16 protein-coding genes are annotated in these 25034 nt (G+C 66.7%); 6 read left to right on the top strand and 10 right to left on the bottom strand.

Translation table 11 applies throughout. The features are described from left to right. Positions 1–28 precede the first annotated feature (28 nt). From aceK to AC5P8C_RS06540, 10 genes are all read right to left on the bottom strand, one after another. Positions 29–1759: a bifunctional isocitrate dehydrogenase kinase/phosphatase gene (gene aceK / locus AC5P8C_RS06585; RefSeq protein WP_495218469.1), complete on the bottom strand. Its 1731-nt coding sequence runs from the start codon at positions 1757–1759 to the stop codon at positions 29–31. A gap of 166 nt (positions 1760–1925) precedes the next feature. Further along, entirely contained in the window at positions 1926–2285 is a 360-nt protein-coding gene (locus AC5P8C_RS06580; RefSeq protein WP_005419760.1) for a hypothetical protein, read from the bottom strand. A gap of 53 nt (positions 2286–2338) precedes the next feature. Further along, positions 2339–2755, bottom strand: coding sequence for a roadblock/LC7 domain-containing protein (locus AC5P8C_RS06575; protein WP_495218468.1), 417 nt, complete (start codon positions 2753–2755; stop codon positions 2339–2341). Beyond that, positions 2748–3296, bottom strand: a complete 549-nt coding sequence (locus AC5P8C_RS06570) for a GTP-binding protein (protein ID WP_019660845.1) — start codon at positions 3294–3296, stop codon at positions 2748–2750. The genes AC5P8C_RS06575 and AC5P8C_RS06570 overlap by 8 nt, the downstream gene beginning before the upstream one ends. Then, the gene (locus AC5P8C_RS06565; protein ID WP_019660846.1) at positions 3289–4254 is read right to left on the bottom strand and encodes a hypothetical protein; all 966 of its coding nucleotides are present in this window, start codon (positions 4252–4254) and stop codon (positions 3289–3291) included. Before AC5P8C_RS06565 ends, AC5P8C_RS06570 begins: the two co-directional genes overlap by 8 nt. Before the next feature lie 278 nt (positions 4255–4532). Beyond that, on the bottom strand, positions 4533–6755 hold the full coding sequence (locus tag AC5P8C_RS06560; RefSeq protein WP_495218467.1) for an NADP-dependent isocitrate dehydrogenase: 2223 nt from the start codon (positions 6753–6755) through the stop codon (positions 4533–4535). A 910-nt stretch (positions 6756–7665) separates the two neighbouring features. Beyond that, positions 7666–8178, bottom strand: a complete 513-nt coding sequence (locus AC5P8C_RS06555; protein WP_495218466.1) for a hypothetical protein — start codon at positions 8176–8178, stop codon at positions 7666–7668. Between the two features lie 43 nt (positions 8179–8221). After that, positions 8222–8515 carry a LysM peptidoglycan-binding domain-containing protein gene (locus tag AC5P8C_RS06550; RefSeq protein ID WP_005419771.1) on the bottom strand — a complete coding sequence of 98 codons (294 nt, stop codon included), beginning with the start codon at positions 8513–8515 and terminating at the stop codon, positions 8222–8224. 194 nt (positions 8516–8709) lie between these two features. Beyond that, a complete protein-coding gene (gene queF / locus AC5P8C_RS06545) occupies positions 8710–9528 on the bottom strand; it encodes an NADPH-dependent 7-cyano-7-deazaguanine reductase QueF (protein WP_495218465.1) in 819 nt (272 codons plus the stop codon). Between the two features lie 606 nt (positions 9529–10134). Next, a complete protein-coding gene (locus AC5P8C_RS06540) occupies positions 10135–11454 on the bottom strand; it encodes a M20 family metallopeptidase (RefSeq protein ID WP_495218464.1) in 1320 nt (439 codons plus the stop codon). Positions 11455–11639: 185 nt separating this feature from the next. On the opposite strand from AC5P8C_RS06540, the gene AC5P8C_RS06535 reads away from it, so the two are divergent. The 6 genes from AC5P8C_RS06535 to AC5P8C_RS06510 all read left to right on the top strand — a co-directional run bounded on the left by AC5P8C_RS06535 (position 11640) and on the right by AC5P8C_RS06510 (position 25026). Beyond that, positions 11640–12884 carry an efflux RND transporter periplasmic adaptor subunit gene (locus AC5P8C_RS06535; protein ID WP_233653652.1) on the top strand — a complete coding sequence of 415 codons (1245 nt, stop codon included), beginning with the start codon at positions 11640–11642 and terminating at the stop codon, positions 12882–12884. Positions 12885–12958: 74 nt separating this feature from the next. Next, positions 12959–16192 carry an efflux RND transporter permease subunit gene (locus tag AC5P8C_RS06530; protein ID WP_019661486.1) on the top strand — a complete coding sequence of 1078 codons (3234 nt, stop codon included), beginning with the start codon at positions 12959–12961 and terminating at the stop codon, positions 16190–16192. A gap of 31 nt (positions 16193–16223) precedes the next feature. Next, on the top strand, positions 16224–19346 hold the full coding sequence (locus tag AC5P8C_RS06525) for an efflux RND transporter permease subunit (protein ID WP_495218463.1): 3123 nt from the start codon (positions 16224–16226) through the stop codon (positions 19344–19346). A gap of 326 nt (positions 19347–19672) precedes the next feature. Next, on the top strand, positions 19673–21730 hold the full coding sequence (locus tag AC5P8C_RS06520; RefSeq protein WP_495218462.1) for a TonB-dependent siderophore receptor: 2058 nt from the start codon (positions 19673–19675) through the stop codon (positions 21728–21730). Positions 21731–21912: 182 nt separating this feature from the next. Further along, positions 21913–24090 carry a YccS family putative transporter gene (gene yccS, locus AC5P8C_RS06515; RefSeq protein ID WP_021202133.1) on the top strand — a complete coding sequence of 726 codons (2178 nt, stop codon included), beginning with the start codon at positions 21913–21915 and terminating at the stop codon, positions 24088–24090. A gap of 141 nt (positions 24091–24231) precedes the next feature. Next, the gene (locus AC5P8C_RS06510) at positions 24232–25026 is read left to right on the top strand and encodes an SDR family NAD(P)-dependent oxidoreductase (protein ID WP_495218461.1); all 795 of its coding nucleotides are present in this window, start codon (positions 24232–24234) and stop codon (positions 25024–25026) included. Positions 25027–25034 lie beyond the last annotated feature (8 nt).

Genomic DNA, 25034 nt, shown 5'->3' with positions numbered 1-25034 from the left:
CTCAGCCCAAGCGCCCAGGACAGCCGGCTCAGGCCAGCCGGTGCGCGCCCGAATAGGGCGGCGTGTCCGGATAGTCACCTCGGCCGAAGCGTTCCTGCAGGCCCTGCCACCAGCCCGGGTCGAACAGGTGCCGGTAGTGCTCGCGCACCGCTGCCAGCTCTGCAGCGGGCAGGCCCATGAACGGACCGAAGCGCTCGGGAAACACATCGCGCGGGCCAACATGGAACCAGGGCTCGTCGGCCATGGCCTCCTCCGGCGTACGCGGCTGCGGCCACGCACGGAACACGCAGTCGCTGACCAGGCACAGCTCGTCATAGTCGTAGAACACGGCCCGGCCGTGCCGTGATACACCGAAGTTCTTCGGCAGCATGTCACCGGGGAAGATGTTGTTGCGCGCCATGTCGGTGATCGCCTGCGCGTAGTCTAGCACCGCTGCACGTACCGCCTCCCCGCCCTGCTCGCGCAGGTACAGGTTCAATGGACGGAAACGGCGCTGCACGTAGCACAGTGCGATCTCCACCTCATCGCCATCAACGCGTACGCTCTGCGCGCACTGCTGCAGCAGTTCGTCCAGCAAGGCCGGCGCGAAACGCGCGCGCGGAAAACGCAGATGACGATAGGGCTGCGCATCGAGCAGGCGGCCGACACGATCGAGATTGAACACCAGCGCGTACTTCTCTTCCACCTGCTGCCGCGACATCGCCTTGGGCCACGCGAAACGGTCGCGGATCAGCTTGAACACCAGCGGATAGCTGGGCAGGGTGAACACCGCCATGACCATGCCCGGCGTGCCTTCGGCATGCACCAGCCGCTCCTGCGGGTGCTCGTTGAAGTGGCGGAAGAACGTGCGGTAGCGCTCGGTCTTGCCCTGCTTGGCACGTCCCAGCACCGTGTAGATCTCATCGATGGGCTTGCCCGGCAGCAGGCTGCGCAGGAACACCACGGCATCGCCCACCGTACCCAGATCGGCCTGGAAGTAGCTGCGCGACACGCCAAACAGATGGGCAACATCACGGCGCCGGGTCAGCACCGCATCGGCTCGCAGCCCGCGCTCATCGTTGACCAGGGCAATCACGCAGGGTGAGAAGCGGTGCTCGCCGAATACACGTCCAACCAGATAGGCGCGGCGCTCGCGGTAGAACACGGTATCGAGCAGCTCGATGCTGCGCACCGGCGTGTCACCCCAGTGGGCCAGATCATCCTGCAGGCGCACGGCGATGGCCGCCGCGCAGCGCAGCTGGTGCGCGTACGGAATGTCGAAACGATAGTCGGCCAACACGCGTTGCAGGGCCTCCACCGGCCGCGTCGGCGAGACGGCATAGGTATGCCGCGCGACGGGATGGGTGATGGCATCGGACGGCTCGACGTCGAAAGCAATGAATTCCAGCGCCGGGTCCACGCCGCGGGTAGCGAACAGGCGCCGCGACAGCGTGTTGTAGAAGGTCTTGTACAGCTCGGCGTCGATCAGGCCCTGCAGTAACGCGCTGTAGCCGGCGTGCACCTGCAGCCACAGCGCGCGCTCGCCGATCGCGTCACCGGCGAGGCGGCGCAACGCATCCATCTGCTCGGCGATGCACAGATCGTAGAGGGCGATGCGCTCGACTGCATCCTGTCGCGCACCGGCCCAGTCGCGCTGCTCGAAGCGCTGCCGCGCCCGCGCGGTGATCGCCGCGAAGCGGGCATGGTACTGCTCGAAACCATCGCGGATGGCACCGGCGATACGCGGCGCCAGCTCGGTAGCGATGTCAGGCTTGGACATGCGTAGCTAACCCGGGGAGGACCGGCTTCACCATACGCTGGCGTGGGGTTGCTTGTGTAGAGCCGAGCCCATGCTCGGCTGATCCAGGCAGAAGCAGCCGAGCATGGCTCGGCTCTACAGTTGCAAAGAGCAGTCGGGCGGGCTCGACTCTACCGAAGCCAATGGCTCAGATCGCCAGTTCGGCCTCCACGTCCTGCACCTTGCGTCGGGCCAGTGCAAGGTTGGACTTGGTCCGGTCCAGCACGATGTAGAAGAACAGTCCCTTCTTCTTCGCGACCGGTCGCATGATGTGGTACGCCTTGCCCAGCGAGATCAGGATATCCTCGATGCTGTCATTGAGGTTCAACGAGGCGGCGGTCTTCATCTTGGCCCGGATCACTTCGGTGTTGCCGGCAGCGGCCACCTCCATGTCCATGCCGGCACCGGCTTCGCCCAGCAGCATGCCGCTTTCGTAGTCGACCAGCGCCACTGCCTGCGCGCCGTCGATGCCCATCAGTGCGTTCAACGATTCATTCAATCCAGCCACGTCGCACCCCTTGTCGATGTTGGTTCGAGCCCCTCGTTCCCCTGCGGCCGGGCTCACGATCCGCCGAGTTCGGCCAGGATCGCCTGGCCACATTCCCTGCTCTGCCACAGCACCTGGCCGATCACGCTGCGCTGGTCGCAGGCCGCCATCAGCAGCAGCGGTGCACGTCCCTCGGCCTGGATCGCCAGCATCAGCACCTTCCCGCCCATCGCTTCCAGCATCAGCGTCTGCAGATCCCCCAGCAGCAGTTCGCGCCCGACCGCCGCGGCCAGCGCCAGCATCGCGCTGGTCATTGCCGCCAGCCGTTCGCCGCGCCCTTCGGCACCAGCGCTGACCAGGGCAAAGCCATCGACACTGGCCAGCACTACCGTGCGCACGCCTTCCACCCGCTGCTGCAGGTCCTGCAGCAGCGGCTGCAGGCGCGCACGCTGGCCGGCATCGGGCAGCACCACCATCTGCCCGTCAGCCATGCGCGGCCACCAGTGCGTGCACTTCCATTTCGCTCATCAGTACATCCATCAGCAGCAATCCCTGTTCGCGGTCGCGGGCATCCACCGCCAGCAAAGGCAGCGGTTGATCATCCAGGCTGGCGCGTGCAGCCCAGTCGTCCAGCGCAGCGTGCGGCGCCTGGTCGAGATGGGTGACCGCCACCACCAGCGCCAATGACGCTGCGAACGGCTGCAGCACCTGCAGGTAGTCCTCCAGCTCGCCGGCCAACCCGGCACGGCGCGCGTCCAGCAGCAGCACCGCACCACGTGCCCCCTGCAGCAGGATCGGCCACAGGAAATCAAAGCGCTGCTGGCCGGGTGTCCCGTAAAGCCGCAGGCGTTCGCCGTTGGGCAGGTCGATGTCTGCGTAGTCCAGCGCGACGGTGGTGGAGGCCTTGTCGGCACCGAGGCGATCACTGTTGGCCACATCGGTGTCGATCACCGCGCCGGCCGCGATGCTGCGCACGAGTGTGGACTTGCCGCTGCCCATGCCACCGAGCACGACCACCTTGTGCTCACGCATTGCGCTCGCTCCCACGCAGGTGGCGCCACAGGCGGGCAAGCAGGCCGTTGTCGGTGCCATTGCCGCGTAGGGCCGTCATCGGTGCCGCCGGGGCGCTCTGCAACTGCGCGTAACCGCAGAGATAGGCGGCATGGATGAAATCACGCACCGCCGCAGCCGGCAACTCGAGCAGCATCGCGCATTCTTCAACCGTGCACGCGCGCTTGAGCAGCAGCGAACACAGGCGGAAGCCATCGTGGTCGTGACCCAGCACGCGGAAATCCGGCCAGCGCAGCACCTTCACCGAGGCGCCACGCAGGCGTTCGTCCAGTGCCTGCCAATGTCGGCTGCGCTGTGCCCACTGCCACAGCAGGGGCCGCAGTGGCTGGCGCGGCCGCTCACCGGCCAGGGCCTGCAGGCGAGCCGGCGTGAGCGCATCCAGCTGCAGGCGCTCGAAGGCATCGGCCAAACGCTCCACCAGCGCGCTCGCGGGCTCCTGCAGCAGCACGGCCTGGTCATGCTCGAGGTCCATCAGCAGGACGGGGTCACCCGCGTCACTCAGCAGTGCCTGCCCCTGTCGCAGCGGCAGCCGCTCGCGCAGCAGACGGGTGATGGCATGCGCACCATCAGCCAGGCGGATCGGTGCGGGTGCGTGCATGGTCAGGGGCTCCACTGCCAACTGCATCCCGCGCAGGGCGCGGCCGATGGCACCGTCATCAAGTATGTCCTGAGGGCCATCGCCGTCGCGCAGCTGGCCCCCCAGATCCTCGATCCAGCACTGCAGTCGCGGGCGTTGCTGGCGCATGCGCAGGGCCGCGTTGCGCAGCGCCGGCGTATCGCGGATGACCAGCAGGTCGCAATCGTCCAGATCCTGGCTGCGGCGGATCTGGCCGTCCGGCAGCGCCGATGCTACGCGTAGCCGCTGCAGCAGGGCCTGCTCGCCCTGGATGTCGGTTCCCACTACCAGCACGCGTGCCATCCGTGTTCCCCGTGCGGCCACCTCCCCGGTGGCCTCGCGTCGCCAAGGCTAGGACATCGCCAGCGGGAGCCGTCGTGATCGACTGCTCAGATTGAGCGGGGTTGCAGCGGCGTGCTGATCGGTTCTGCGACGGCCATCGCGGGCAAGTTTCATGCCCCTTTGACGGCGTTCCGACAGCCAACGGATGTCACGGTTCTGGACGCGGGTCGAATGGGGCCGCCCAAAAAGAAACCCGCGCCGAAGCGCGGGTTCCGGGGTCACGACCGAACGGCGACGGATCAGCCGCGCAGCTGCTCCAGCGCGGCGTTGAAGGTCGCGCTCGGGCGCATCGCCTTGCTGGCCTTGGCCAGGTCCGGGCGGTAGTAGCCACCGATGTCCACGGCCTTGCCCTGCACCTCGATCAGCTCGTCGACGATCTTCTGCTCGTTGTCGGTCAGCGCCTTGGCCAGCGGGGCGAAGCGTGCCTTCAGCGCGGCATCCTCGTCCTGCGCGGCCAGGGCCTGGGCCCAGTACAGCGCGATGTAGAAGTGGCTGCCACGGTTGTCGATGCCACCCAGCTTGCGCGACGGCGACTTGTCGTTGTCCAGGAACTGGCCGTTGGCTTCGTCCAGCGCCTTGGCCAGCACACGGGCAGCGGCGTTGTCGTAGCGGTTGCCCAGGTGTTCCAGCGACGCGGCCAGGGCCAGGAATTCACCCAGCGAATCCCAGCGCAGGTAGTCTTCCTCGACGAACTGCTGCACGTGCTTCGGAGCCGAACCACCGGCACCGGTCTCGAACAGGCCGCCACCGGCCATCAGCGGCACGATCGACAGCATCTTGGCGCTGGTGCCCAGCTCCATGATCGGGAACAGGTCGGTCAGGTAGTCACGCAGCACGTTGCCGGTCACCGAGATGGTGTCCTCGCCCTTGCGGATGCGGTCCAGTGAGAAGGCCGTAGCTTCCACCGGCGGCAGGATGCGGATGTCCAGGCCGTTGGTGTCGTGGTTCTTCAAGTACTGCTCGACCTTGGCGATGACCTGCGCGTCGTGGGCGCGGGCGGCATCCAGCCAGAACACCGCCGGGGTGCTGCTCAGGCGGGCGCGTTCGACGGCCAGCTTGACCCAGTCCTGGATCGGCGCGTCCTTGGTCTGGCACATGCGCCAGATGTCACCGGCTTCGACGGCATGCTCGAACACCACGGTGCCAGCATCGTCGGTGACCTTGACCACGCCATCGGCGGCGATCTGGAAGGTCTTGTCGTGCGAGCCGTACTCCTCGGCCTTCTGCGCCATCAGGCCGACGTTCGGCACCGAACCCATGGTGGCCGGATCGAAGGCACCGTGCGCCTTGCAGTCGTCGATGACGGCCTGGTACACGCCGGCGTAGCAGCGGTCCGGAATGACGGCCTTGGTGTCCTGCAGCTTGCCTTCGGCATTCCACATCTTGCCGGAGTCGCGGATCATCGCCGGCATCGAGGCGTCGACGATCACGTCGCTCGGCACGTGCAGGTTGGTGATGCCCTTGTCCGAGTTGACCATGGCCACGCCCGGGCGCTGTGCGTACTCGGCAGCCAGGTCGGCTTCGATCGCAGCACGGGTGGCTTCCGGCAGCGACGGCAGGCGCGCAGCCAGGTCACCGATGCCGTTGTTGGCATCGAAACCGGCCTGCTTCAGCACGTCGGCGTGCTTGGCCAGCACGTCCTTGTAGAACTCGTTCACCGCCACGCCGAACATGATCGGGTCGGAGACCTTCATCATGGTCGCCTTCAGGTGCAGCGAGAACAGCACGCCCTGGGCCTTGGCATCGGCAATCTGCTCGCCGATGAACGCGGCCAGTGCCTTGCGGCTCATCACGGCGGCATCGACGATCTCGCCGGCCTTGACCGCGGTCTTTTCCTTCAGCACAGCGGTGCTGCCGTCATTGCCGTGGAAGGTGATCTTCAGCGAACCGGCATTGGCCAGGGTGGCCGACTTCTCGCTGCCGTAGAAATCACCGGCGGCCATGTGCGCGACATGCGACTTCGAATCCGGCGCCCAGGCGCCCATGCGGTGTGGGTGCTTGCGCGCGTAGTTCTTCACCGACAGCGGTGCACGGCGGTCGGAGTTGCCTTCGCGCAGCACCGGGTTCACCGCGCTGCCCTTGACCTTGTCGTAGCGCGCCTTGTAGTCGCGCTGCTGGTCGTCGGCCGGGGTTTCCGGGTAATCCGGCAGCGGATAGCCCTGGTCCTGCAGTTCCTTGATGGCCGCCTTCAGCTGCGGCACCGAGGCGGAAATGTTCGGCAGCTTGATGATGTTGGCGTCCGGGGTGGTCGCCAGCTGGCCCAGCTCGGCCAGGTCGTCGCTGACCTTCTGCGCGTCACTGAGCAGTTCCGGGAACTGCGACAGGATGCGGCCGGACAGCGAGATGTCACGGGTTTCCACCACAATGCCGGCCGTACCGGTGTAGGCGTCAACGATCGGCAGCAGCGACTGGGTGGCCAGGAACGGGGCTTCGTCGGTCAGCGTGTAGAGAATCTTGGACATGGGGGACTTGGACTCTGTAGCAGTGCTCAGGGGAAGGCCGGCGCCAGCGCCGGGCCACGTGCAACCGTGTCGCGCGCGGGGCGGAGCCCCACGCTTTCCCCGTCGCCGTCAGGGTGGGCGCGCGGCGGGGAAACCCCTGCATTGTCGCGTTTTCAGCCGCGCGGGGCAAAGCCGCGCCATACGCGGCGGTACTGGACCGCTGTGTTTCGTCGTTGGCTCGCTTCCGGTCAGGAAGCTGAGGCTTGATGGCTAGTTCGACTTCCCGCTCGTTGAGGCACGCATGACCCACTCCGACAATCGCTGCCCCCACTCGGCACGCCTTGGACAGGTCAACGTCTGTGCGCGCTTGCTTTGCTGGAGGTTGCAGACACGGAATCCCCCGACGACGGCGGCCAGGCTGGCGAGTTCATCCGCCGTCGCTGCAGAACCTCGGATGTGCAGCGAACCGGCGCCAGACGATCCGGGCCGAACGTAGACGTCGTACCGGGTGGAAGGTCCTTCCGACCTTACGTATCCCGACACGGCATATCCGCCGTCCGTGAAACGCAGATCCGGCGTGCTTCCTGCAGGCTTTTCGGGGGCGTCGCCCTCGTAGATCAGGGCGACTTCCTTACTATCGTGCCTGATAAGGTGCAGACCAGAGTCAACAGGTGCCTCGTAGGTCACAGACATTCCTGTCGGCACCCGCACACAGGCGCCGTATAGGAAGTGGTCGCAACTGTAGCTCCAGAGATTAGCAGGTCCCATTGCGAGTGTGAGCGCAATCCAGCTGAGCATCCTGTCCCCCGACCTGTCCGTGTTCCGTTCAGCGTATCCCGCTAGGCCCCAAAGCGGACATCGCCCAATAAAAAAGGACGCAGCCTCGCGGCTGCGTCCATCGTGAGCCCTGCCGGGAGAGAGTCGGCAGGACTTACTTGACCTCGAACTCCTGCGGCGTTCCGGCCGCCTTGCCATCGACGGTGACCTCGGCGCGGTACTTGCCGGCCGGCCAGCCCTTTGCATTCTTGAACGTGACGTTGGTGGTTTCCGCACCACTGGTGTTCAGGGTGGCGGTCTGTTCGCCGGCCACCTGGCCGTCCTGATAGGTCAGCTTCGCGCCAACGTTGACATCGTTTGCCGCACCGTCGGTCTTGACCGAGACGATGATGTCGTCCTTCGGCGCGAACAGAGCCGTCGTCGCAACCGACTTGTCGGCGGCGGCGGTCTTTCCGACCGTGACCGACGAGACGCTGACAGCAGCGGCTTCGGCCATCGGCGGCGGCGCGCCGGTCATCGGGGCCGGTGCTGCCGGTTCGGCCGGAGCGGTCGCTGCCGGAGCGGCATTGTTGTCGGTCGACTCTTCTTTCTTCTTGCAACCGACCAGGGCGACGCTGCCCAGCAGGGCGGCGATCAGGGCGGTCTGGAGCGGGGTGGTCTTGATCATTCGGGGTTCCTCCCAGGGATTGTCGGACGGCGTTCTGGCCGGCTTACTTCGGCGGCAGTTTCAGGGTCTGGCCCGGGAAGATCTTGTCCGGGTCATCAAGCACATCGCGGTTGGCTTCGAAGATCTTCTTCCAGGCATTGGCGTCGCCCAGATGCTGCTTGGCGATCTTCGACAGCGAGTCACCCTTCTGCACGGTATAGGTGCCGCCGCTGACAACGTCTGCGGTGCTGTCCACCGAAGCGCTGACGCCGGAGAAGTCCGCCTTCGGCACCTGCTCGGCGGTACTGTCGACACTGCCACTGACGCCGGAGAAATCGGCTTTCTTCTCGGTACTCATCCACAACTCCCGTCTGCATGACTACGTGATTGGCACGGTGCCATGGCGGTTGTTAAATGGGGATGGTGCAGATGTGAAGCCGCCCCCGGGGGCGGCTGAACAATCGGGGGAATGGACACCCGGTAGTGCCACGGGATCCGGCCTTGGCCGATTGCCGGCCAGCGGCCGGCACTACCGGTAACCGCCTGCGGCGGTTACTGCCGCAGCTCGCGGTAGGTCGCGGCCGGGGCGACGATGCCCGGGCTGGCACGCCAGGGATTGATGTCCAGGCCACCGCGGCGGGTATAGCGGGCCTCCACTTCCAGCCAGTGCGGCTGGCAGCGCGCGGACACCTCGCTGAAGATTCGCTCAACACACTGCTCGTGGAACTCGGCATGCTCGCGGTAGCTGACCAAGTAGCGCAGCAGGCCGGCGCGGTCGATCTTCGGCCCACGGTAACGCAGGCTGACCGTGGCCCAGTCCGGCTGGCCGGTGACCGGGCAGTTGGACTTCAGCAGCGCCGAGACCAGAGTCTCCTCCACCACCTCGCCCGCATCGGCGGCGAGGAAGTCCGCCTGCGGCGGGCCGTAGCAGTCGATCTCCACGTCCAGCCCGTCGATGGATTCGCCAAGCGGCGTCTCTTGCAGCTCCGGCAGGCCGAACTCCACCTGGACCGGCGCACCGGCGCAGGCCGACAGATCCGCCACGATGCGCGCGCGCAGCGCCTCGGCGCTGTCGATGCGGGTGCTGTTGAGGGAGTTCAGGTACAGCTTGAACGACTTCGATTCGATCAACCGCGGCGAGGTGCACGGCACCTGGACGGTGGCCACGGCCACCTGCGGCTTGCCGCGCGGGTCGAGCCAGCTCAGTTCGAACGCATGCCAGCGGTCGTGGCCGACGAACGGCAGCGCAGCGTCATCGAGGCCGATCTCGGCGCGGGCGCCGCTGCGGGGGATGGGAAACAGCAGGCCGGGATCGTACTGCGACGGGTAACTGACCTCGCGACCGAGGCTGGAATCCTGTGGGGTGTTCATGGAGGTCATTGTATCGCGCGGAGGGCGGGCCTTCGGCCTGGCCGGCCAACGGCGGAGCCCCTCCGTGGTGGTTCAGGGCAGGTTCTAGGAGTCAGCCGGGAGGGTGGGTTGGCTGGGGGCCGCTGCAAGTACGTCCATGTAAGCTCGGTCGCCGCTTGCTCGTGTGCGCCGTCCTGCGCACACGGCAAGACCGGGGTTGGGCGTCCTGCCCAACCCGCCCGAGGCATGCCTCGGGCCCATGCGGCTCACGCCCCCAGACAACCCACCCTCCCGGCCACGGACAGTTTCCTGCGCCACCACGGGAAAGATCAGAAAATCAAAATCAAAATCAAAAGCCGATCCTTCAGACGTTCATGACGTCCGCCGTGCCGACCAACGGTCGGCACCCACAAACAGCAGCGGGCACCAACAGCCGCGAGAAACTGTCGAAGGCGGGGTGGGTCCGGTTGAGGGGGTGTCCGCGGCATGGATGCCGCGGCCAAGCCCCCAGGGACGGGTTTACGGCGTCCCCCTCAACCGGACCCACCCCGCCATCCCACGGTATGCCCGCTTTTGACGTTGACGTTGCTTCAGCGGGTGCAGGGCTGCAAGCCCTGCCAACACCCCTCACCCCGCCGGAGTGCCGGCACCGTGCAGGTAATCCAGGCTCACCTGCAGCAGCGCACGCAGACCCACATCCAGCGCCTTCTCATCCAGCAGGAACTTCGGCGAATGATTGGCCGGCGCCGTCGCCGGGTCGATGCCCACGCTGGTGGAACCGACGAAGAAGAACATGCCAGGCACTTCCTTCGCGTACAGCGAGAAATCCTCCGCGCCCATCTGAAGCGGTGGCTCGTACACGTTGTCCTTGCCCACCACCGCCTGCAGGCTCGGCAGCATCTTCGCGGTCAGCGCCGGGTCGTTCACCGTGGCCGGGTTGCCCTCCGATTCGTAGATGTCGGTCACCGCCTTGGCACCGTGCGCGGCGGCCGTGTGCTCGGCCACGTTGCGCAGGTCGGCGAAGATCTGCTGGCGCATCCCTTCGTCGAAGGTGCGGATGGTGCCGACCATCTCCACTTCATCGGGAATGATGTTGTAGCGGATGCCGCCGTTGATTGCGCCGAAGGTCAGCACCGCCGGTTGCTTGGACAGGTTGGCACGGCGGCTGACGATGGTCTGCGCGGTGCCGACCAGATCGGCGGTGGCGACGATCGGGTCAACACCGTTCCACGGTGCCGAGCCATGCGTCTGGCGCCCGATCACTTTGATGCCGAAACGGTCCGAGGCGGCCATCAACGGGCCACCGCGCACCGCGATCTGGCCGGCCTGCACGCTGGAGAACACATGCAGGCCAAACACCGCCTCCGGCTTGAAATCGGCGAACAGCCCTTCCTTCAGCATGAGTGCGGCACCGCCCTCTTCCGTCGGCGGCGCGCCCTCCTCGGCCGGCTGGAAGATCAGCATCACCTGGCCCGGCAGGTCCTTCTTCATCGACACCAGTGCTTCGGCCACGCCGAGCAGCGTCGCGGTGTGCGCGTCGTGGCCACAGGCATGCATCACGCCCACGGTCTGCCCGCGGTACTGGTCAGTGGCCTTGGAAGCGAACGGCAGGCCGGTCTGCTCGGTCACCGGCAGCGCGTCCATGTCCGCGCGCAATGCGATCTTCGGGCCCGGCTTGCCGCCTTCGATGATCGCCACCACGCCGTGGTGGGCGATGCCGGTCTTCGGCTTCAGGCCCATCGCCCGCAGGCGCTTGGCGACTTCGGCCGAGGTACGCACTTCGCGGTTGGACAGCTCCGGGTGCTGGTGGAAATCACGACGCCACTCGATCACCTTGGACTGCAGCCGCTGCGCGGCGGCGGTCACTTCCGGGCGCTGCACGTCCTGGGCGTGGGCAAGGGCCGGCAGGGCCAGCAGCAGGGCGGACAGCAGCAGCGAACGGCGCATCACAATCTCCACGGCAGGGGGTTCCAGCTGAATGTAGGGCAACACTGCCGCCACGGGAACCTCCGGCGCGGCATCCGGTCTTAGCGCCCGTCCCATCCGTCATGCAGGAAACGTGATGTGGCACAGGTATGCTTTGCGCATTGCCCCCGGGTCGCGCCCGGTCCAGCCCTTTTGGAGTCCTCGTAATGTCACGTGTTTGGAAGATCGTGCTGCTGGTCGTGGCAGTGCTGGTGCTGGCCGTGGTCGGCCTGCGGGTCATCGGCGGCGGCAAGGACGAGGCTGGAAAACCGGCTGCGGGCGCGCGCCAGGGCGGCGAAGATCCGGATGCGGGCCCGGTGCCGGTGACCGTGGTCGATGCCACCCGCCAGGACGTACCGGTGTACGCCAGCGCGCTGGGCACGGTGACCGCAATGAATACCGTTACGGTCAGCCCGCAGGTCGGCGGCCAGCTGATGAGCCTGAATTTCCGCGAAGGCCAGGAAGTGAAGCAGGGTGATGTGCTGGCGGTGATCGATCCGCGCACTGCCCAGGCCAGCTATGACCAGGCCGCGGCAGCCAAGCGCCAGAACGAAGCCCTGCTGGCCACCGCGCGCTCCAACTACCAGCGCTCCAACGCGCCGGAATACCGCCAGTACGTCGCCAAGACCGATCTGGATACACAGCGAAACCAAGTGGCACAGTACGAAAGCGCCGTGGCCGCCAACGAGGCCAGCATGCGCTCGGCGCAGGTGCAGCTGCAGTACACCAAGGTCACCGCACCGATCTCCGGCATCGCCGGCATCCGCGCGGTCGACGCGGGCAACGTGGTCAACGCCGGCACCGCGCTGGTCACGCTGACCCAGATCCATCCGATCCACGTGCTGTTCAACCTGCCCGAGCGCCAGCTGGGTGATGTGCGCCAGGCACAGGCCGCCGGCACGGTGCCGGTGGCCGCGCTGGACCGCGCCGACTCGCATGTTCTGTCCGGCGACGGCAAGCTGGACGTGGTCGACAACCTGATCAGTGCGGACAGCGGCACGTTCAAGGCACGTGCGGTCTTCGACAACACCGACAATGGCCTGTGGCCGGGCCAGTTCGTCAACGTGCGCATGCAGCTGCGCACGATCGCCGGTGGCGTGGTCATCCCGACCCAGGCGGTGCTGCGTGGCCCGGATGGCGAATACGTCTATGTCGTGCAGGGCGACAACACGGTGAAGATGCAGACCGTGCGCAGCGGCGTGGAAGTGGGCGACAGCCAGGTGCAGATTGCCGAAGGCCTGAAGGGCGGCGAGCGGGTGGTCAGTGAAGGCCAGTTCCGCCTGAAGCCGGGCAGCAAGGTCACCGCACTGAAGCCGGGCCAGACCCCGGCCGCACCGACCGAGGCCGAGCTGAAGGCGGCCGAGCAGAAGAACGGTGGCGGCGGTGGCCGTCGCGGTGGTGGCCCGCGCTGAGCGCAGGCGACTGTTCTCCCTCGCGCCGGCATGCTCGTCGGCGCCGACATTGAAGTGCCAGCAAGGATCAGTCCGTGGGCTTTTCGACGATCTTCATCCGCCGCCCGATCGCCACCTCGCTGTTGATGGCGGGCCTGTTGCTGCTGGGCATCCTCGGCTACCGCAAGCTGCCGGTGTCGGCGCTGCCGGAAATCGATGCGCCCAGCCTGGTGGTCACCACCCAGTACCCCGGCGCCAACGCCACCACCATGGCCTCGCTGGTCACCACGCCGCTGGAGCGCCAGTTCGGGCAGATCTCCGGGCTGGAGCTGATGACCTCCGACTCGTCGGCCGGGTTGTCCACGATCATCCTGCAGTTCTCGATGGACCGGAACATCGACATCGCCGCGCAGGACGTACAGGCGGCGATACGCCAGGCCACCCTGCCCTCGTCGCTGCCCTACCAGCCGGTCTACAACCGGGTGAACCCGGCTGACGCGGCCATCGTTACCTTGAAACTGACGTCTGACACGCGTCCGCTGCGCGATGTCAACAACTACGCCGACTCCATCCTGGCCCAGCGCCTGTCGCAGGTGCAGGGCGTCGGCCTGGTCTCGATTGCCGGCAACGTGCGCCCGGCCGTGCGCATCCAGGTCAATCCGGCGCAGCTGTCGAACATGGGCCTGACCCTGGAACAGCTGCGCAGCGCGCTCACCCAGGCCAACGTCAATGCGCCCAAGGGCTCGTTGAACGGCAAGACCCAGTCCTACAGCATCGGCACCAACGACCAGCTGGCCAGCGCCGCCGAGTACCGCGACACCATCATCAGCTACAAGAACGGCCGCCCGGTGCGGCTGTCGGACGTGGCCGAGGTGGTCGATGGCGTGGAGAACGACCAGCTCGCCGCCTGGGCCGATGGCAAGCCGGCGGTGCTGCTGGAAGTGCGGCGCCAGCCCGGTGCCAACATCGTGCAGACGGTCGAGCGCATCCGCGCGATCCTGCCGCAGCTGCAGGGCGTGCTGCCAGCCGACGTGCACCTGGAGATCTTCAACGACCGTACCGAGACCATCCGCGCCTCGGTGCACGAAGTGCAGTTCACCCTGATCCTCACCATCGGCCTGGTGGTGGCGGTGATCTTCGTGTTTCTGCGCCGGTTGTGGGCCACGATCATTCCCTCGGTGGCGGTACCGCTCTCGCTGGCCGGCACTTTCGCGGTGATGGCCTTTGCCGGCATGTCGCTGGACAACCTCTCGCTGATGGCGCTGGTGGTGGCCACCGGTTTCGTGGTCGACGATGCGATTGTGATGATCGAGAACATCGTACGGTATATCGAACAGGGCAAGAGCGGCAAGGAAGCGGCCGAGATCGGTGCACGCCAGATCGGCTTCACCGTGCTGTCGCTGACCATCTCGCTGGTGGCGGTGTTCCTGCCGCTGCTGCTGATGCCCGGTGTGACCGGCCGCCTGTTCCATGAGTTCGCCTGGGTGCTGAGCATCGCGGTGGTGCTGTCGATGCTGATCTCGCTGACGCTCACCCCGATGATGTGTGCCTACCTGCTCAAGCCCGATGCCCTGCCCGAGGGCGAGGACGCGCATGAGCGCGCGGCGGCGGCCGGCAAGCAGAACCTGTGGACGCGCACCGTCGGCCTGTACGAGCACAGCCTGGACTGGGTGCTGGGCCACCAGCGCCTGACCCTGGCCGTGGCCGGCGGCGCACTGGTGCTGACCGTGCTGCTGTACGTGCTGATCCCCAAGGGCCTGCTGCCCGAACAGGACACCGGCCTGATCACCGGCGTGGTGCAGGCCGACCAGAACATCGCCTTCCCGCAGATGGAGCAGCGCACCAGGCAGGTGGCCGAAGCGCTGCGCCAGGATCCGGACGTGACCGGCGTGTCGGCCTTCATCGGCGCCGGCAGCATGAACCCCACGCTCAACCAGGGCCAGCTGTCGATCGTGCTGAAGGAACGCGGCGAGCGCGATGGCCTGGAGGAGATCCTGCCGCGCCTGCAGAAGGCAGTGGCCGGCATTCCGGGGGTGGCGCTGTACCTGAAGCCGGTGCAGGACGTAACCCTGGATACCCGTGTGGCCGCCACCGAGTACCAGTACTCGCTGTCGGACGTGGATTCGGCGACGGTGGCGACCCAGGCCACGCGCCTGACCGAAGCGCTGCGCAAGCGCCCGGAACTGGCCGACGTCGACAACAATCTGTCCAGCCAGGGCCGCGCCCTGGAGCTGAACATCGACCGCGACAAGGCCAGCGTGCTGGGCGTGCCGATGCAGACCATCGACGACACGCTCTACGATGCGTTCGGCCAGCGCCAGATCTCGACCATCTTCACCGAGCTCAACCAGTATCGCGTGGTGCTGGAAGTGGCACCGGAGTTCCGCACCAGCACCGCGCTGATGGAACAGCTGGCGGTCGCCTCCAACGGCGCCGGCGCATTGACCGGCACCAATGCCACCAGCTTCGGCCAGGTCACCTCCTCCAACTCGTCCACCGCCACCGGCATCGGCGCGCAGAACACCGGCATCACGGTCGGCGCCGGCAACATCATTCCGCTGTCGGCGCTGGCCGAAGGCAAGGTGAGCAGCGCACCGCTGGTGGTCAGCCACCAGCAGCAGCTGCCGGCGGTGACGGTGTCGTTCAACGTGGCGCCGGGCTATTCGCTGTCCGAAGCGGTGCGAGCGATCCAGGAGACCAAGGACAGCCTGGACATGCCGGCACATCTGCATGCCGAATTCATCGGCAAGGCAGCCGAGTTCACCGGCAGCCAGACCGATGTGGTGTGGCTGCTGCTGGCCTCGCTGGTGGTGATCTACATCGTGCTGGGCGTGCTCTACGAGAGCTACATCCACCCGATCACGATCATCTCCACCCTGCCGCCGGCCGGTGTCGGCGCGCTGCTGGCGCTGATGCTGTGCGGGCTGAGCCTGTCGGTGGATGGCATCGTCGGCATCGTGCTGCTGATCGGCATCGTCAAGAAGAACGGCATCATGATGGTCGACTTCGCGATCGAGGCGCGCCGCGCCGGTGCCAACGCGCATGACGCGATCCGTCGCGCCTGCCTGCTGCGCTTCCGCCCGATCATGATGACCACCGCCGCAGCCATGCTCGGCGCACTGCCGCTGGCGCTGGGCACCGGCATCGGTTCGGAGCTGCGCCGCCCGCTGGGTATCGCCATCGTCGGCGGCCTGCTGCTGTCGCAGCTGGTCACGCTGTACACCACGCCGGTGATCTACCTGTACATGGAGCGCTTCTCCGAGTGGCTGGCGCGCCGCCGCGAACAGCGCGCGCTGCGCAATGGTTCGCTGCAGGAGCCGCAGGCATGATCCACGCCCCGCTGCTGCGGGAGGCCGCACGATGAACCTGTCCGGCCCTTTCATCCGCCGCCCGATCGGCACCGCGCTGCTGGCCATCGGCTTGTTCATGGTCGGCCTGATCTGCTACCTGCGCCTGGGCGTGTCGGCGCTGCCGAACATCGAGATCCCCGTGATCTTCGTGCACGCCAGCCAGTCCGGCGCCGATGCGGCAACCATGGCGTCCACGGTCACCGCACCGCTGGAACGCCACCTCGGCCAGCTGCCGGGCATCGACCGCATGCGCTCGTCGAGCTCGGAAGGCAGCTCGCTGGTGTTCATGATCTTCCAGAGCGGCCACGACATCGATTCGGCCGCGCTGGACGTGCAGACCGCGATCAACTCGGCGCAGGCCGACCTGCCCTCGGGCATGGGCTCGCCGATGTACCAGAAGGCAAACCCGAACGACGACCCGGTCATCGCCATTGCGCTGACCTCGCAGACGCAGTCGGCCGACGAGCTCTACAACGTCGCCGATTCGCTGCTGGCACAGCGCATCCGCCAGATCAGCGGCGTGGCCTCGGTGGACATCGCCGGTGCCTCGACGCCGGCCGTGCGCGTGGACGTCAACCTGCGCCTGATGAACGCGCTGGGCCTGACTGCCGATGATCTGCGCAACGCCGTACGCGCAGCCAATGTCACCTCGCCCACCGGCTTCCTCAGCGATGGAAATACCACCACCGCGATCATCGCCAACGATTCGGTCGCGCGTGCAGCCGACTTCGCCGACCTGGTGGTGAAGACCCAGGGCGATGGCCGGGTGATCCGCCTGAAGGACATCGCCAACGTCTATGACGGCCAGCAGGATGCCTACCAGGCCGCCTGGTTCGACCACAAGCCGGCGGTGGTGATGTACGTGTTCACCCGCGCCGGGGCCAACATCGTGGAGACCGTGGACCGGGTCAAGGCGCAGATTCCCGCGCTGCGCGACTACCTGCAGCCCGGCACCACGATGACGCCGTACTTCGACCGTACGCCGACCATCCGCTCGTCGCTGCATGAAGTGCAGATTACCCTGCTGATCAGCCTGGCGATGGTGGTGCTGACCATGGCGCTGTTCCTGCGCCGGCTGGCGCCGACGCTGATCGCCGCCGTAACCGTGCCGCTGTCGCTGGCCGGTGCGGCGCTGGTGATGTACGTGATGGGCTTCACCCTGAACAACCTGAGCCTGCTGGCGCTGGTGATCGCGATCGGCTTCGTGGTGGACGATGCGATCGTGGTGATCGAGAACATCATGCGCCATCTCGACGAGGGCATGCCGCGCATGCAGGCGGCACTGACCGGCGCGCGCGAGATCGGCTTCACCATCGTCTCGATCACTGCCTCGCTGGTGGCGGTGTTCATTCCGCTGCTGTTCGCCAGCGGCATGATGGGCGCGTTCTTCCGCGAGTTCACCGTCACCCTGGTGGCGGCCATCGTGGTCTCGATGATCGTCTCGCTGACGCTGACCCCGGCGCTGTGCAGCCGCTTCCTCAGTACGCACGACCACAGCGCGCCGCCGTCGCGTTTCGGCCGCTGGCTCGATGCCGGCCACGAGCGGATGCTGCGCATCTACACCGTGTTCCTCGACTTCTCGCTGCGCCACGCGCTGCTGCTGTCGTTGACGCCGTTGCTGCTGATCGCCGCCACCATCTTCCTGTTCGGTGCAGTGAAGAAGGGTGCGTTCCCGCCGCAGGACACCGGCCTGATCTGGGGCCGGGCCAATTCCAGCGCCACTGTTTCCTTCGAGGACATGGTCAGCCGCCAGCGTCGCATCACCGACATGCTGATGGCCGACCCGGCAGTGAAGACCGTGGGCGTTCGCCTGGGCAGCGGCCGCCAGGGGTCGAGTGCGCAGTTCAACATCGAGCTGAAATCGCGCAGGGAAGGCCGTCGCGAAACCACCGCGCACGCCCTGGCGCGGCTGAGCGCCAAGGCCGACCGCTACCCCGACCTGCAACTGCGCCTGCGCGCTATCCAGGATCTGCCCAGCAATGATGGCGGCGGCTCAAGCCAGGGCGCGCAGTACCGCATCTCGCTGCAGGGCAACGACCTGGCATCACTGCAGGAGTGGCTGCCCAAGCTGCAGGCGGAGCTGAAGAAGAACCCGAAGCTGCGCGACGTCGGCACCGACGTGGACAATGCCGGCCTGCGCCAGAACATCCAGATCGACCGCGCAAAGGCCGCGCGCCTGGGCATCACGGTGGGCGCCATCGACGGCGCGCTGTACGGTGCGTTCGGCCAGCGCCAGATCTCCACCATCTATTCGGACATCAACCAGTACAGCGTGGTGGTCAATGCCCTGCCCTCGCAGACCGCCACCCCGGCGGCGCTGGATGAGGTGTACGTGCGTGCGCGCAACGGCGACATGGTACCGATCACCGCGGTGGCCACCCAGGTGCCCGGCCTGGCACCGTCGCAGATCACCCATGAAAACCAGTACACGACGATGGACCTCAGCTACAACCTTGCTCCGAACGTGAGCATGGGCGAAGCCAAGGCGATCATCGACGCCACCGTAGCCGGCATGCGCATGCCCGGTGACATCCGCCTGGCCGACGACGCGGGCTTCGGCTTCAATTCAGATCCCAGCGACATGCTGATCCTTGTGTTTGCCGCGATCCTGACCGTCTACCTGGTGCTGGGCATGCTCTACGAGAGCCTGATCCACCCGGTCACCATCCTGTCCACGCTGCCGGCGGCGGGCGTCGGTGCGCTGCTGGCGTTGTTCGGCACCAACACCGAACTGTCGGTGATCTCGATGATCGCGCTGGTGCTGCTGATCGGCATCGTCAAGAAGAACGCGATCATGATGATCGACTTCGCGCTGGTGGCGCAGCGCGAGCATGGGCTGGCGCCGCGCGAGGCGGCACGCGAGGCCAGCATCGTGCGCTTCCGTCCGATCATGATGACCACGATGGTGGCGATCCTGGCAGCGGTTCCGCTGGCGATCGGCCTGGGCGAAGGGTCCGAACTGCGTCGTCCGCTGGGTATCGCGATGATCGGCGGCCTGCTGTTCTCGCAGAGCCTGACCCTGCTCAGCACGCCGGCGCTGTACGTGATCTTCTCGTGCCTGGCCGAACGCTGGCGGGCCCGTCGCGCGCGCAGGCGCGAAGCGAAGCTGCTCAAGCGCGCGCAGCGGGCGTAGAGCGGCCCATCCACGCATGGCGTGGATCTACGGGGGTAGAGCCGGCCACTGGCCGGCTTTCTCCGTACGGCGAATCTGCCGGCCAGCGGCCGGCACTACCGTGGATGCGAATGGTGGGTACGGACCGTGGGCGCGGACCGTTGGTCCGCACGCCTCCAGGTTTGACGTGCCGTAACGAAAAGAGAACAATTCTCATCCAGCCACGGTCCTGCGCCCCGTTGCGGCGCCCCGCTGCCTTCCCCGGCCAGCCTGCGTGATCCCAGCCACTGCCCCTTCCCCCACCCGTGGGCGGATGGCCTGTGGCCGTCCGTCGAGGACCACCATCGATGCTGCCTTCCCGTCTCCCCCGCCTGGCCCTGCTGGCCTCCGCCCTGTCCGCCGCCTGCGCTGCCCATGCCGAAGCGCCGGCCGTCAGCCGCAAAGCCACCGATCTGGATGCGGTGAATGTCACCGCCGAACGCACCCATACCGACGCCGGCGCACTGGGCGACCGCGCCCTGCGCGACACTCCGTTTGCGATCACCGCTGTTGGCCGCGAGCAGATCGAGCAGCGCCAGATGGTCTCGCTGGGCGAAGCCTTCCTGCTCGACCCTTCGGTCACCACCCAGGTCAGCGCCTACGCCAGCGGCTGGAGCTCACCCATCCGCAATCGCGGTATCGAACTGAATTTTGACAGCTATCGCGTCAATGGCCTGCAGGTCTCTTCCTGGGGTACCGAATGGCCGCTGGAAGTGATGGAACAGGTCGATCTGCTGAAAGGCCCGGGCGGCTTCCTGTACGGGTTCGGTGCACCCGGCGGCATCGTCAACTACATCACCAAGAAGCCGACGGACACGCCCACCTTCTCCGCCCAGCTGGGTTGGCGTGAACAGGGCATCGTCAGCGCCGGCATCGACGTTGGCGGACGTTTCGGCAACGAGCAGATGTTCGGCTACCGTTTCAACGCCTTCCAGGAAAAGGGCGAGACCTTCAATGGTGGGCACGTCGATCGCAAGGTTGGCGCACTCTCGCTGGATGCCCGTCTGAGCGATGTACTGACCTGGACCTTCGACGGCGTATTCCAGTCACGCGATCTGCGCGAAGAATCGCCGCAGTACTACTTCCGTGGCCTGACATCGCTGCCGCGACCGATTGCCGGGGATACCCACAACAGCGTGCCCGGCACCTACTACGACACCCGATCCAGCCTGCTGTCGACCGGCTTGAACTGGCAGATCAACAGCGACTGGAAAGCCAGCCTGAGTTACGGCGTCACCACCTCGTGGAACGACGTCAACAAGATCTTCGCCTACATCGACAATCCCAACGGCGACTATGACGTCAACGTCTACGAACTGGGCGGCAAGAGCGAGTGGAAGCTGGCCCAGGCGATGCTGCAGGGCAGCTTCCGCACTGGCCCGCTGCAGCATCAGGTGGTGGCGGGCATCAGCCACCAGACCGGGCTGGGCTGGGACCGCCCCTACGAATGGAACCTGATCGGCCGCGGCAACCTGTACCAGCGCCACGCCATCCGCCACGATGCCGTCGGTTCACGAGTGATGACCCGTGGCGACGAAGCCGTGCAGCAAGCGGTGTTCGCAAGCGATACCGTCGATCTCGGCAGTGGCTGGTCGGTATTGGCAGGCTGGCGTTACAACGACTACGAGACCAGGGGCCGCTACCACACCTACCCGGTCACACCGACCTACGCGGTGATGCTCAAGCCCCGCGAGGCCGTCACCCTCTACGCCAGCTACATCGAATCGCTGGAAGCGGGCAGCCGCGTGGGCAACAGCTACGTCAACGCCGGCGACGTGCTCGACCCGACCATCAGCAAGCAGTACGAGATCGGCGCGAAGGTCGAGGGGGCACGCTGGAATGCGAACCTGGCGGCGTTCCGGCTGGAGCGTGGCGCCAACATCGATGAGCTCACGCCTGCCGGCAAGCGCCTGGTGCAGGACGGCATCACGCTGTACGAAGGCATCGAAGCCAGTGCCGACCTGCACCTCAACGATGCCCTGACGGTCGGCGGTGGCGTCACCTGGCTGGACCCGACCTACGACAGGCTGTCGCCGGCCAGCGCCGCACAGGAAGGCAACCGTACCGCCGGTGCCGCGCGCTGGAGCGGCGTCATGCATGCCACCTACCAGCTGCCGTGGGTGGACGGCCTGGAAACGTATGCGGCCGTGCGCTACTACGGCGATGTCTGGTACGACGCCGACAACACCCTGAAGCTGCCCGACTACACGCTGGTGAATGCCGGCGTCGGCTACCGGCTGCTTGCCTCGGGCCACCCGGTGACCCTGCGTGCCAGCGTCGAGAACCTGGCCAACCGGAAGTACTGGTCCAACGCTGGCGCCGGCCTGCCGCGTACGTTCGCGGTGAGCGTTCGGTTCGACATGTAACCCCGGCAACCCCGTAGTGCCGGCCGCCGGCCGGCTCCTCGCACCTTCGTCCGGGCGCATGAAGAGCCGGGCAACGGCCGGCACTACCGCGTATCGAGCGGAAAATCATCCACGCGTGGCGTGGATCTACCATTTCACGCGTGGCCCGCAATAATGGTGGAAGACCCTTCCACCGAGCCTGCATGTCCGCCCGCCAATCCCGCCTCAGCCGCCTGTGGGCCCACGAGAAGGCCAGCTATGGCCTGCGGGTGTTCATCGCCCTGGCCGCAGCGCTTGCCGTGTGCTGGCAGCTGGACGCGCTCACCGCCCTGCCCGGCGTGTTTCTCGGCATCATCGCCAGCGCCATCGCCGAGACCGACGACAACTGGTGGGGCCGCACCAAGGCGGTACTGCTGTCGCTGCTGTGTTTCTGCCTTGCCGCAGCATCGGTGATCTGGCTGTTCCCGTGGCCGTGGATCTTCATTGGCGCGCTGGCGCTGTCCACCTTCGGCCTGACCCTGCTCGGTGCGCTCGGCGAGCGCTATGCGTCGATCGCCCAGGCGACGGTGACGCTGGCGATCTACACCATGATCGGCCTGGAGCAGCATGGCGCCGGCGACCTGCACAGCGCGCTGGACGCGGTCAGCCACCTGCTGGCCGGTGCGGTCTGGTATGGCCTGCTGTCGATCCTGTGGACCGCGCTGTTCGCCAACCGTCCGGTGCGCGAACGCGTGGCGCGGCTGTATCAGGAACTGGGCCGCTACCTGCAGCTGAAGGCCGCGCTTTTCGAGCCGGTGAGGGAAGCAGACCTGCAACGTCGCCAACTCGACCTGGCCGAACAGAACCGGCGTGTGGTCGGTGCGTTGAACGAGGCCAAGACCGCGATCCTGGCCCGCTTCGGCCGTTCCGGGCGGCCGGGCGTGAACTCCGGTCTGTACCTGCGTCTCTATTACATGGCACAGGATTTCCACGAGCGCGCCAGTTCCTCGCACTACCCCTATGGCGCGCTGGTCGACGCCTTCTTCCACAGCGATGTGCTGTACCGCTGCCAGCGCCTGCTCGACCTGCAGGGCCAGGCCTGCGCGCGCCTGGGCGAAGCGATCCGCCTGCGCCGTCCGTTCGTGTATGGCGAAAGCAACCAGCAGGCCGGACGCGATCTGGCCGATGCGCTGGCCTACCTGCGTGACCAGCAGCGCCCGCAGTGGCAGCGCCTGCTTGGTTCTCTGGACCTGCTGGTGCACAACCTGCGCAGCATCGAGCGCCGCCTGCTGGACGCCGAGCGCTCCGAGGCCAGTCTGGACAACGTCGACACCCGCCTGCGCGACAGCAACCCGCACACGTTGCGCGAGATGGGCGTGCGCATCCGCCAGCAGCTCACGCCCGGCTCGGTGCTGTTCCGCCATGGCCTGCGCATGGCGCTGGCGCTGATCGCCGGCTTTGCCGCGATACGCCTGTTCAATGCACAGAACGGCTCGTGGGTGCTGCTGACCATCGTGTTCGTGTGCCGCCCCAACTTCGGTGCCACCCGCCAGCGCCTGGCGCAACGCATCGTCGGCACCGTGGCCGGCCTGGTACTGACCTGGGCGCTGTTGCAGCTGTTCCCACAGCTGCACGTGCAGCTGCTGATCGCACTGCTGTCGGCGCTGCTGTTCTTCTTCACCCGTACCGATCGCTACCTGGTGGCATCGGCGGCGATCACGGTGATGGCGCTGACCTGCTTCAACCTTATCGGCGACGGCTTCGTGCTGATCGTGCCGCGCATGGTCGATACGCTGCTGGGCTGCGCGATCGCCGCCGTCGCCGCATTCCTGATCCTGCCCGACTGGCAGGGCCGGCAGCTGCATCTCGTCCTGGCACGCGTGCTGGACACTGCGGCTCGCTACCTGGATTCGGTGCTGGGCCAGTACCGCAGCGGCATGCGCGATGACCTGGCCTACCGCATCGCCCGCCGCGACATGCACAACGCCGACGCCGCGCTGTCCACCGCATTGTCGAACATGCTGCGCGAACCCGGCCATGTGCGCCGCAATCTGGATGCCGGCTTCCGCTTCCTGGCGCTGTCCAACACGCTGCTGGGGCATCTGTCGGCGCTGGGTGCGCACCGCGACCAGGTGGACAGCTATGCTGGCGATCCACTGGCGCTGGCCGCGGGCGATCGCGTGCGCAAGGCACTTCAGCAGCTGGCGACGGCGCTGACCGCGCGGCAACCCGTTGCGGAAGATGACAACGACTCAGACCGCGCGGTGGCCGCCGAGCTGGAGCAGATCGACGAGGCGATGCCGCCGAAACTGCAGCTGATCCGTACCCAGATGGCGCTGGTGCTGCGGATGCTGCCGAAGGTGCGTGCAGCGGCCAATGAGGCAGTGACCAACCTGACCTGATTCCTTGTCGCTGGTCGGACATCCCATCCGCGCGTGGCGTGGATCTACTGCACCGTGTGCAACCGTGTGTTGCGCCTTGCGATGCATCCCGATCACGTTCCCGCGCGGATACTGGGTGATCCCCTGGTACTGGAATCCCCCATGAAGATCGAACTCGCCGGCCGCACCGCGCTGGTCACCGCCTCCACCGCCGGCATCGGCCTGGCGATCGCCCAGGGTCTTGCCGCGGCGGGTGCGCGGGTCATTCTCAACGGCCGCAGCACCGACAGTGTCGAACGCGCCCGCCAGCGCCTGCTCGCTACCGTTCCGGGTGCCGAGGTGATCGGCGTGGCCGCCGACCTTTCCGATGCAGCCGGTGTCGATGTGCTGCTGGCCGGCCTGCCCAAGATCGACATCCTGGTCAACAACGCCGGCATCTTCGGCCCACAGGACTTCTTCGAGACCGAAGATGCCACCTGGGAGCGTTACTGGCAGACCAACGTGATGTCCGGTGTGCGCCTGTCGCGGGCACTGCTGCCGGCGATGGTCGATGCCGGCTGGGGTCGCGTGCTGTTCATCTCCTCCGAATCGGCACGCAACATTCCCGCCGACATGATCCACTACGGGGTCAGCAAGACCGCGCAGCTGTCGCTGTCGCGCGGCCTGGCCAAGCGCGTGGCCGGCAGTGGCGTCACCGTCAACGCGGTGCTGCCCGGCCCGACCCTGTCCGATGGCTTCGCGGCGATGTTCGAGGATGAACGCCAGCGCAGCGGCAAGCCGCTGGAGCAGATCGGCCGCGAATTCGTGATGGCACACAGGCCATCCTCGGTGATCCAGCGCACTGCCACGGTCGAGGAAGTGGCCAGCATGGTGGTGTACCTGGCCTCGCCGCAGGCTTCCGCCACCTCCGGTGCGGCACTGCGCGTGGATGGCGGCGTGGTCGACGATATCGTCTGAGATCTTTC

The organism is Stenotrophomonas sp. YJH_SMC_46, assembly GCF_059370315.1.
The sequence above is the reverse complement of the archived record's forward strand: the minus strand, read 5'-3'. Positions and strand labels throughout refer to the sequence as shown.

Bases quoted from the DNA above. Each gene is read 5' to 3' on its own strand.
- AC5P8C_RS06535 (WP_233653652.1), top strand. From the start codon at position 11,640: ATGTCACGTGTTTGGAAGATCGTGCTGCTGGTCGTGGCAGTGCTGGTG.
- AC5P8C_RS06540 (WP_495218464.1), bottom strand. From the start codon at position 11,454: ATGCGCCGTTCGCTGCTGCTGTCCGCCCTGCTGCTGGCCCTGCCGGCC.
- AC5P8C_RS06550 (WP_005419771.1), bottom strand. From the start codon at position 8,515: ATGAGTACCGAGAAGAAAGCCGATTTCTCCGGCGTCAGTGGCAGTGTC.
- aceK (WP_495218469.1), bottom strand. From the start codon at position 1,759: ATGTCCAAGCCTGACATCGCTACCGAGCTGGCGCCGCGTATCGCCGGT.
- AC5P8C_RS06570 (WP_019660845.1), bottom strand. From the start codon at position 3,296: ATGCGTGAGCACAAGGTGGTCGTGCTCGGTGGCATGGGCAGCGGCAAG.
- queF (WP_495218465.1), bottom strand. From the start codon at position 9,528: ATGAACACCCCACAGGATTCCAGCCTCGGTCGCGAGGTCAGTTACCCG.
- AC5P8C_RS06575 (WP_495218468.1), bottom strand. From the start codon at position 2,755: ATGGCTGACGGGCAGATGGTGGTGCTGCCCGATGCCGGCCAGCGTGCG.
- AC5P8C_RS06510 (WP_495218461.1), top strand. From the start codon at position 24,232: ATGAAGATCGAACTCGCCGGCCGCACCGCGCTGGTCACCGCCTCCACC.
- AC5P8C_RS06560 (WP_495218467.1), bottom strand. From the start codon at position 6,755: ATGTCCAAGATTCTCTACACGCTGACCGACGAAGCCCCGTTCCTGGCC.
- AC5P8C_RS06520 (WP_495218462.1), top strand. From the start codon at position 19,673: ATGCTGCCTTCCCGTCTCCCCCGCCTGGCCCTGCTGGCCTCCGCCCTG.
- AC5P8C_RS06565 (WP_019660846.1), bottom strand. From the start codon at position 4,254: ATGGCACGCGTGCTGGTAGTGGGAACCGACATCCAGGGCGAGCAGGCC.
- yccS (WP_021202133.1), top strand. From the start codon at position 21,913: ATGTCCGCCCGCCAATCCCGCCTCAGCCGCCTGTGGGCCCACGAGAAG.
- AC5P8C_RS06525 (WP_495218463.1), top strand. From the start codon at position 16,224: ATGAACCTGTCCGGCCCTTTCATCCGCCGCCCGATCGGCACCGCGCTG.
- AC5P8C_RS06555 (WP_495218466.1), bottom strand. From the start codon at position 8,178: ATGATCAAGACCACCCCGCTCCAGACCGCCCTGATCGCCGCCCTGCTG.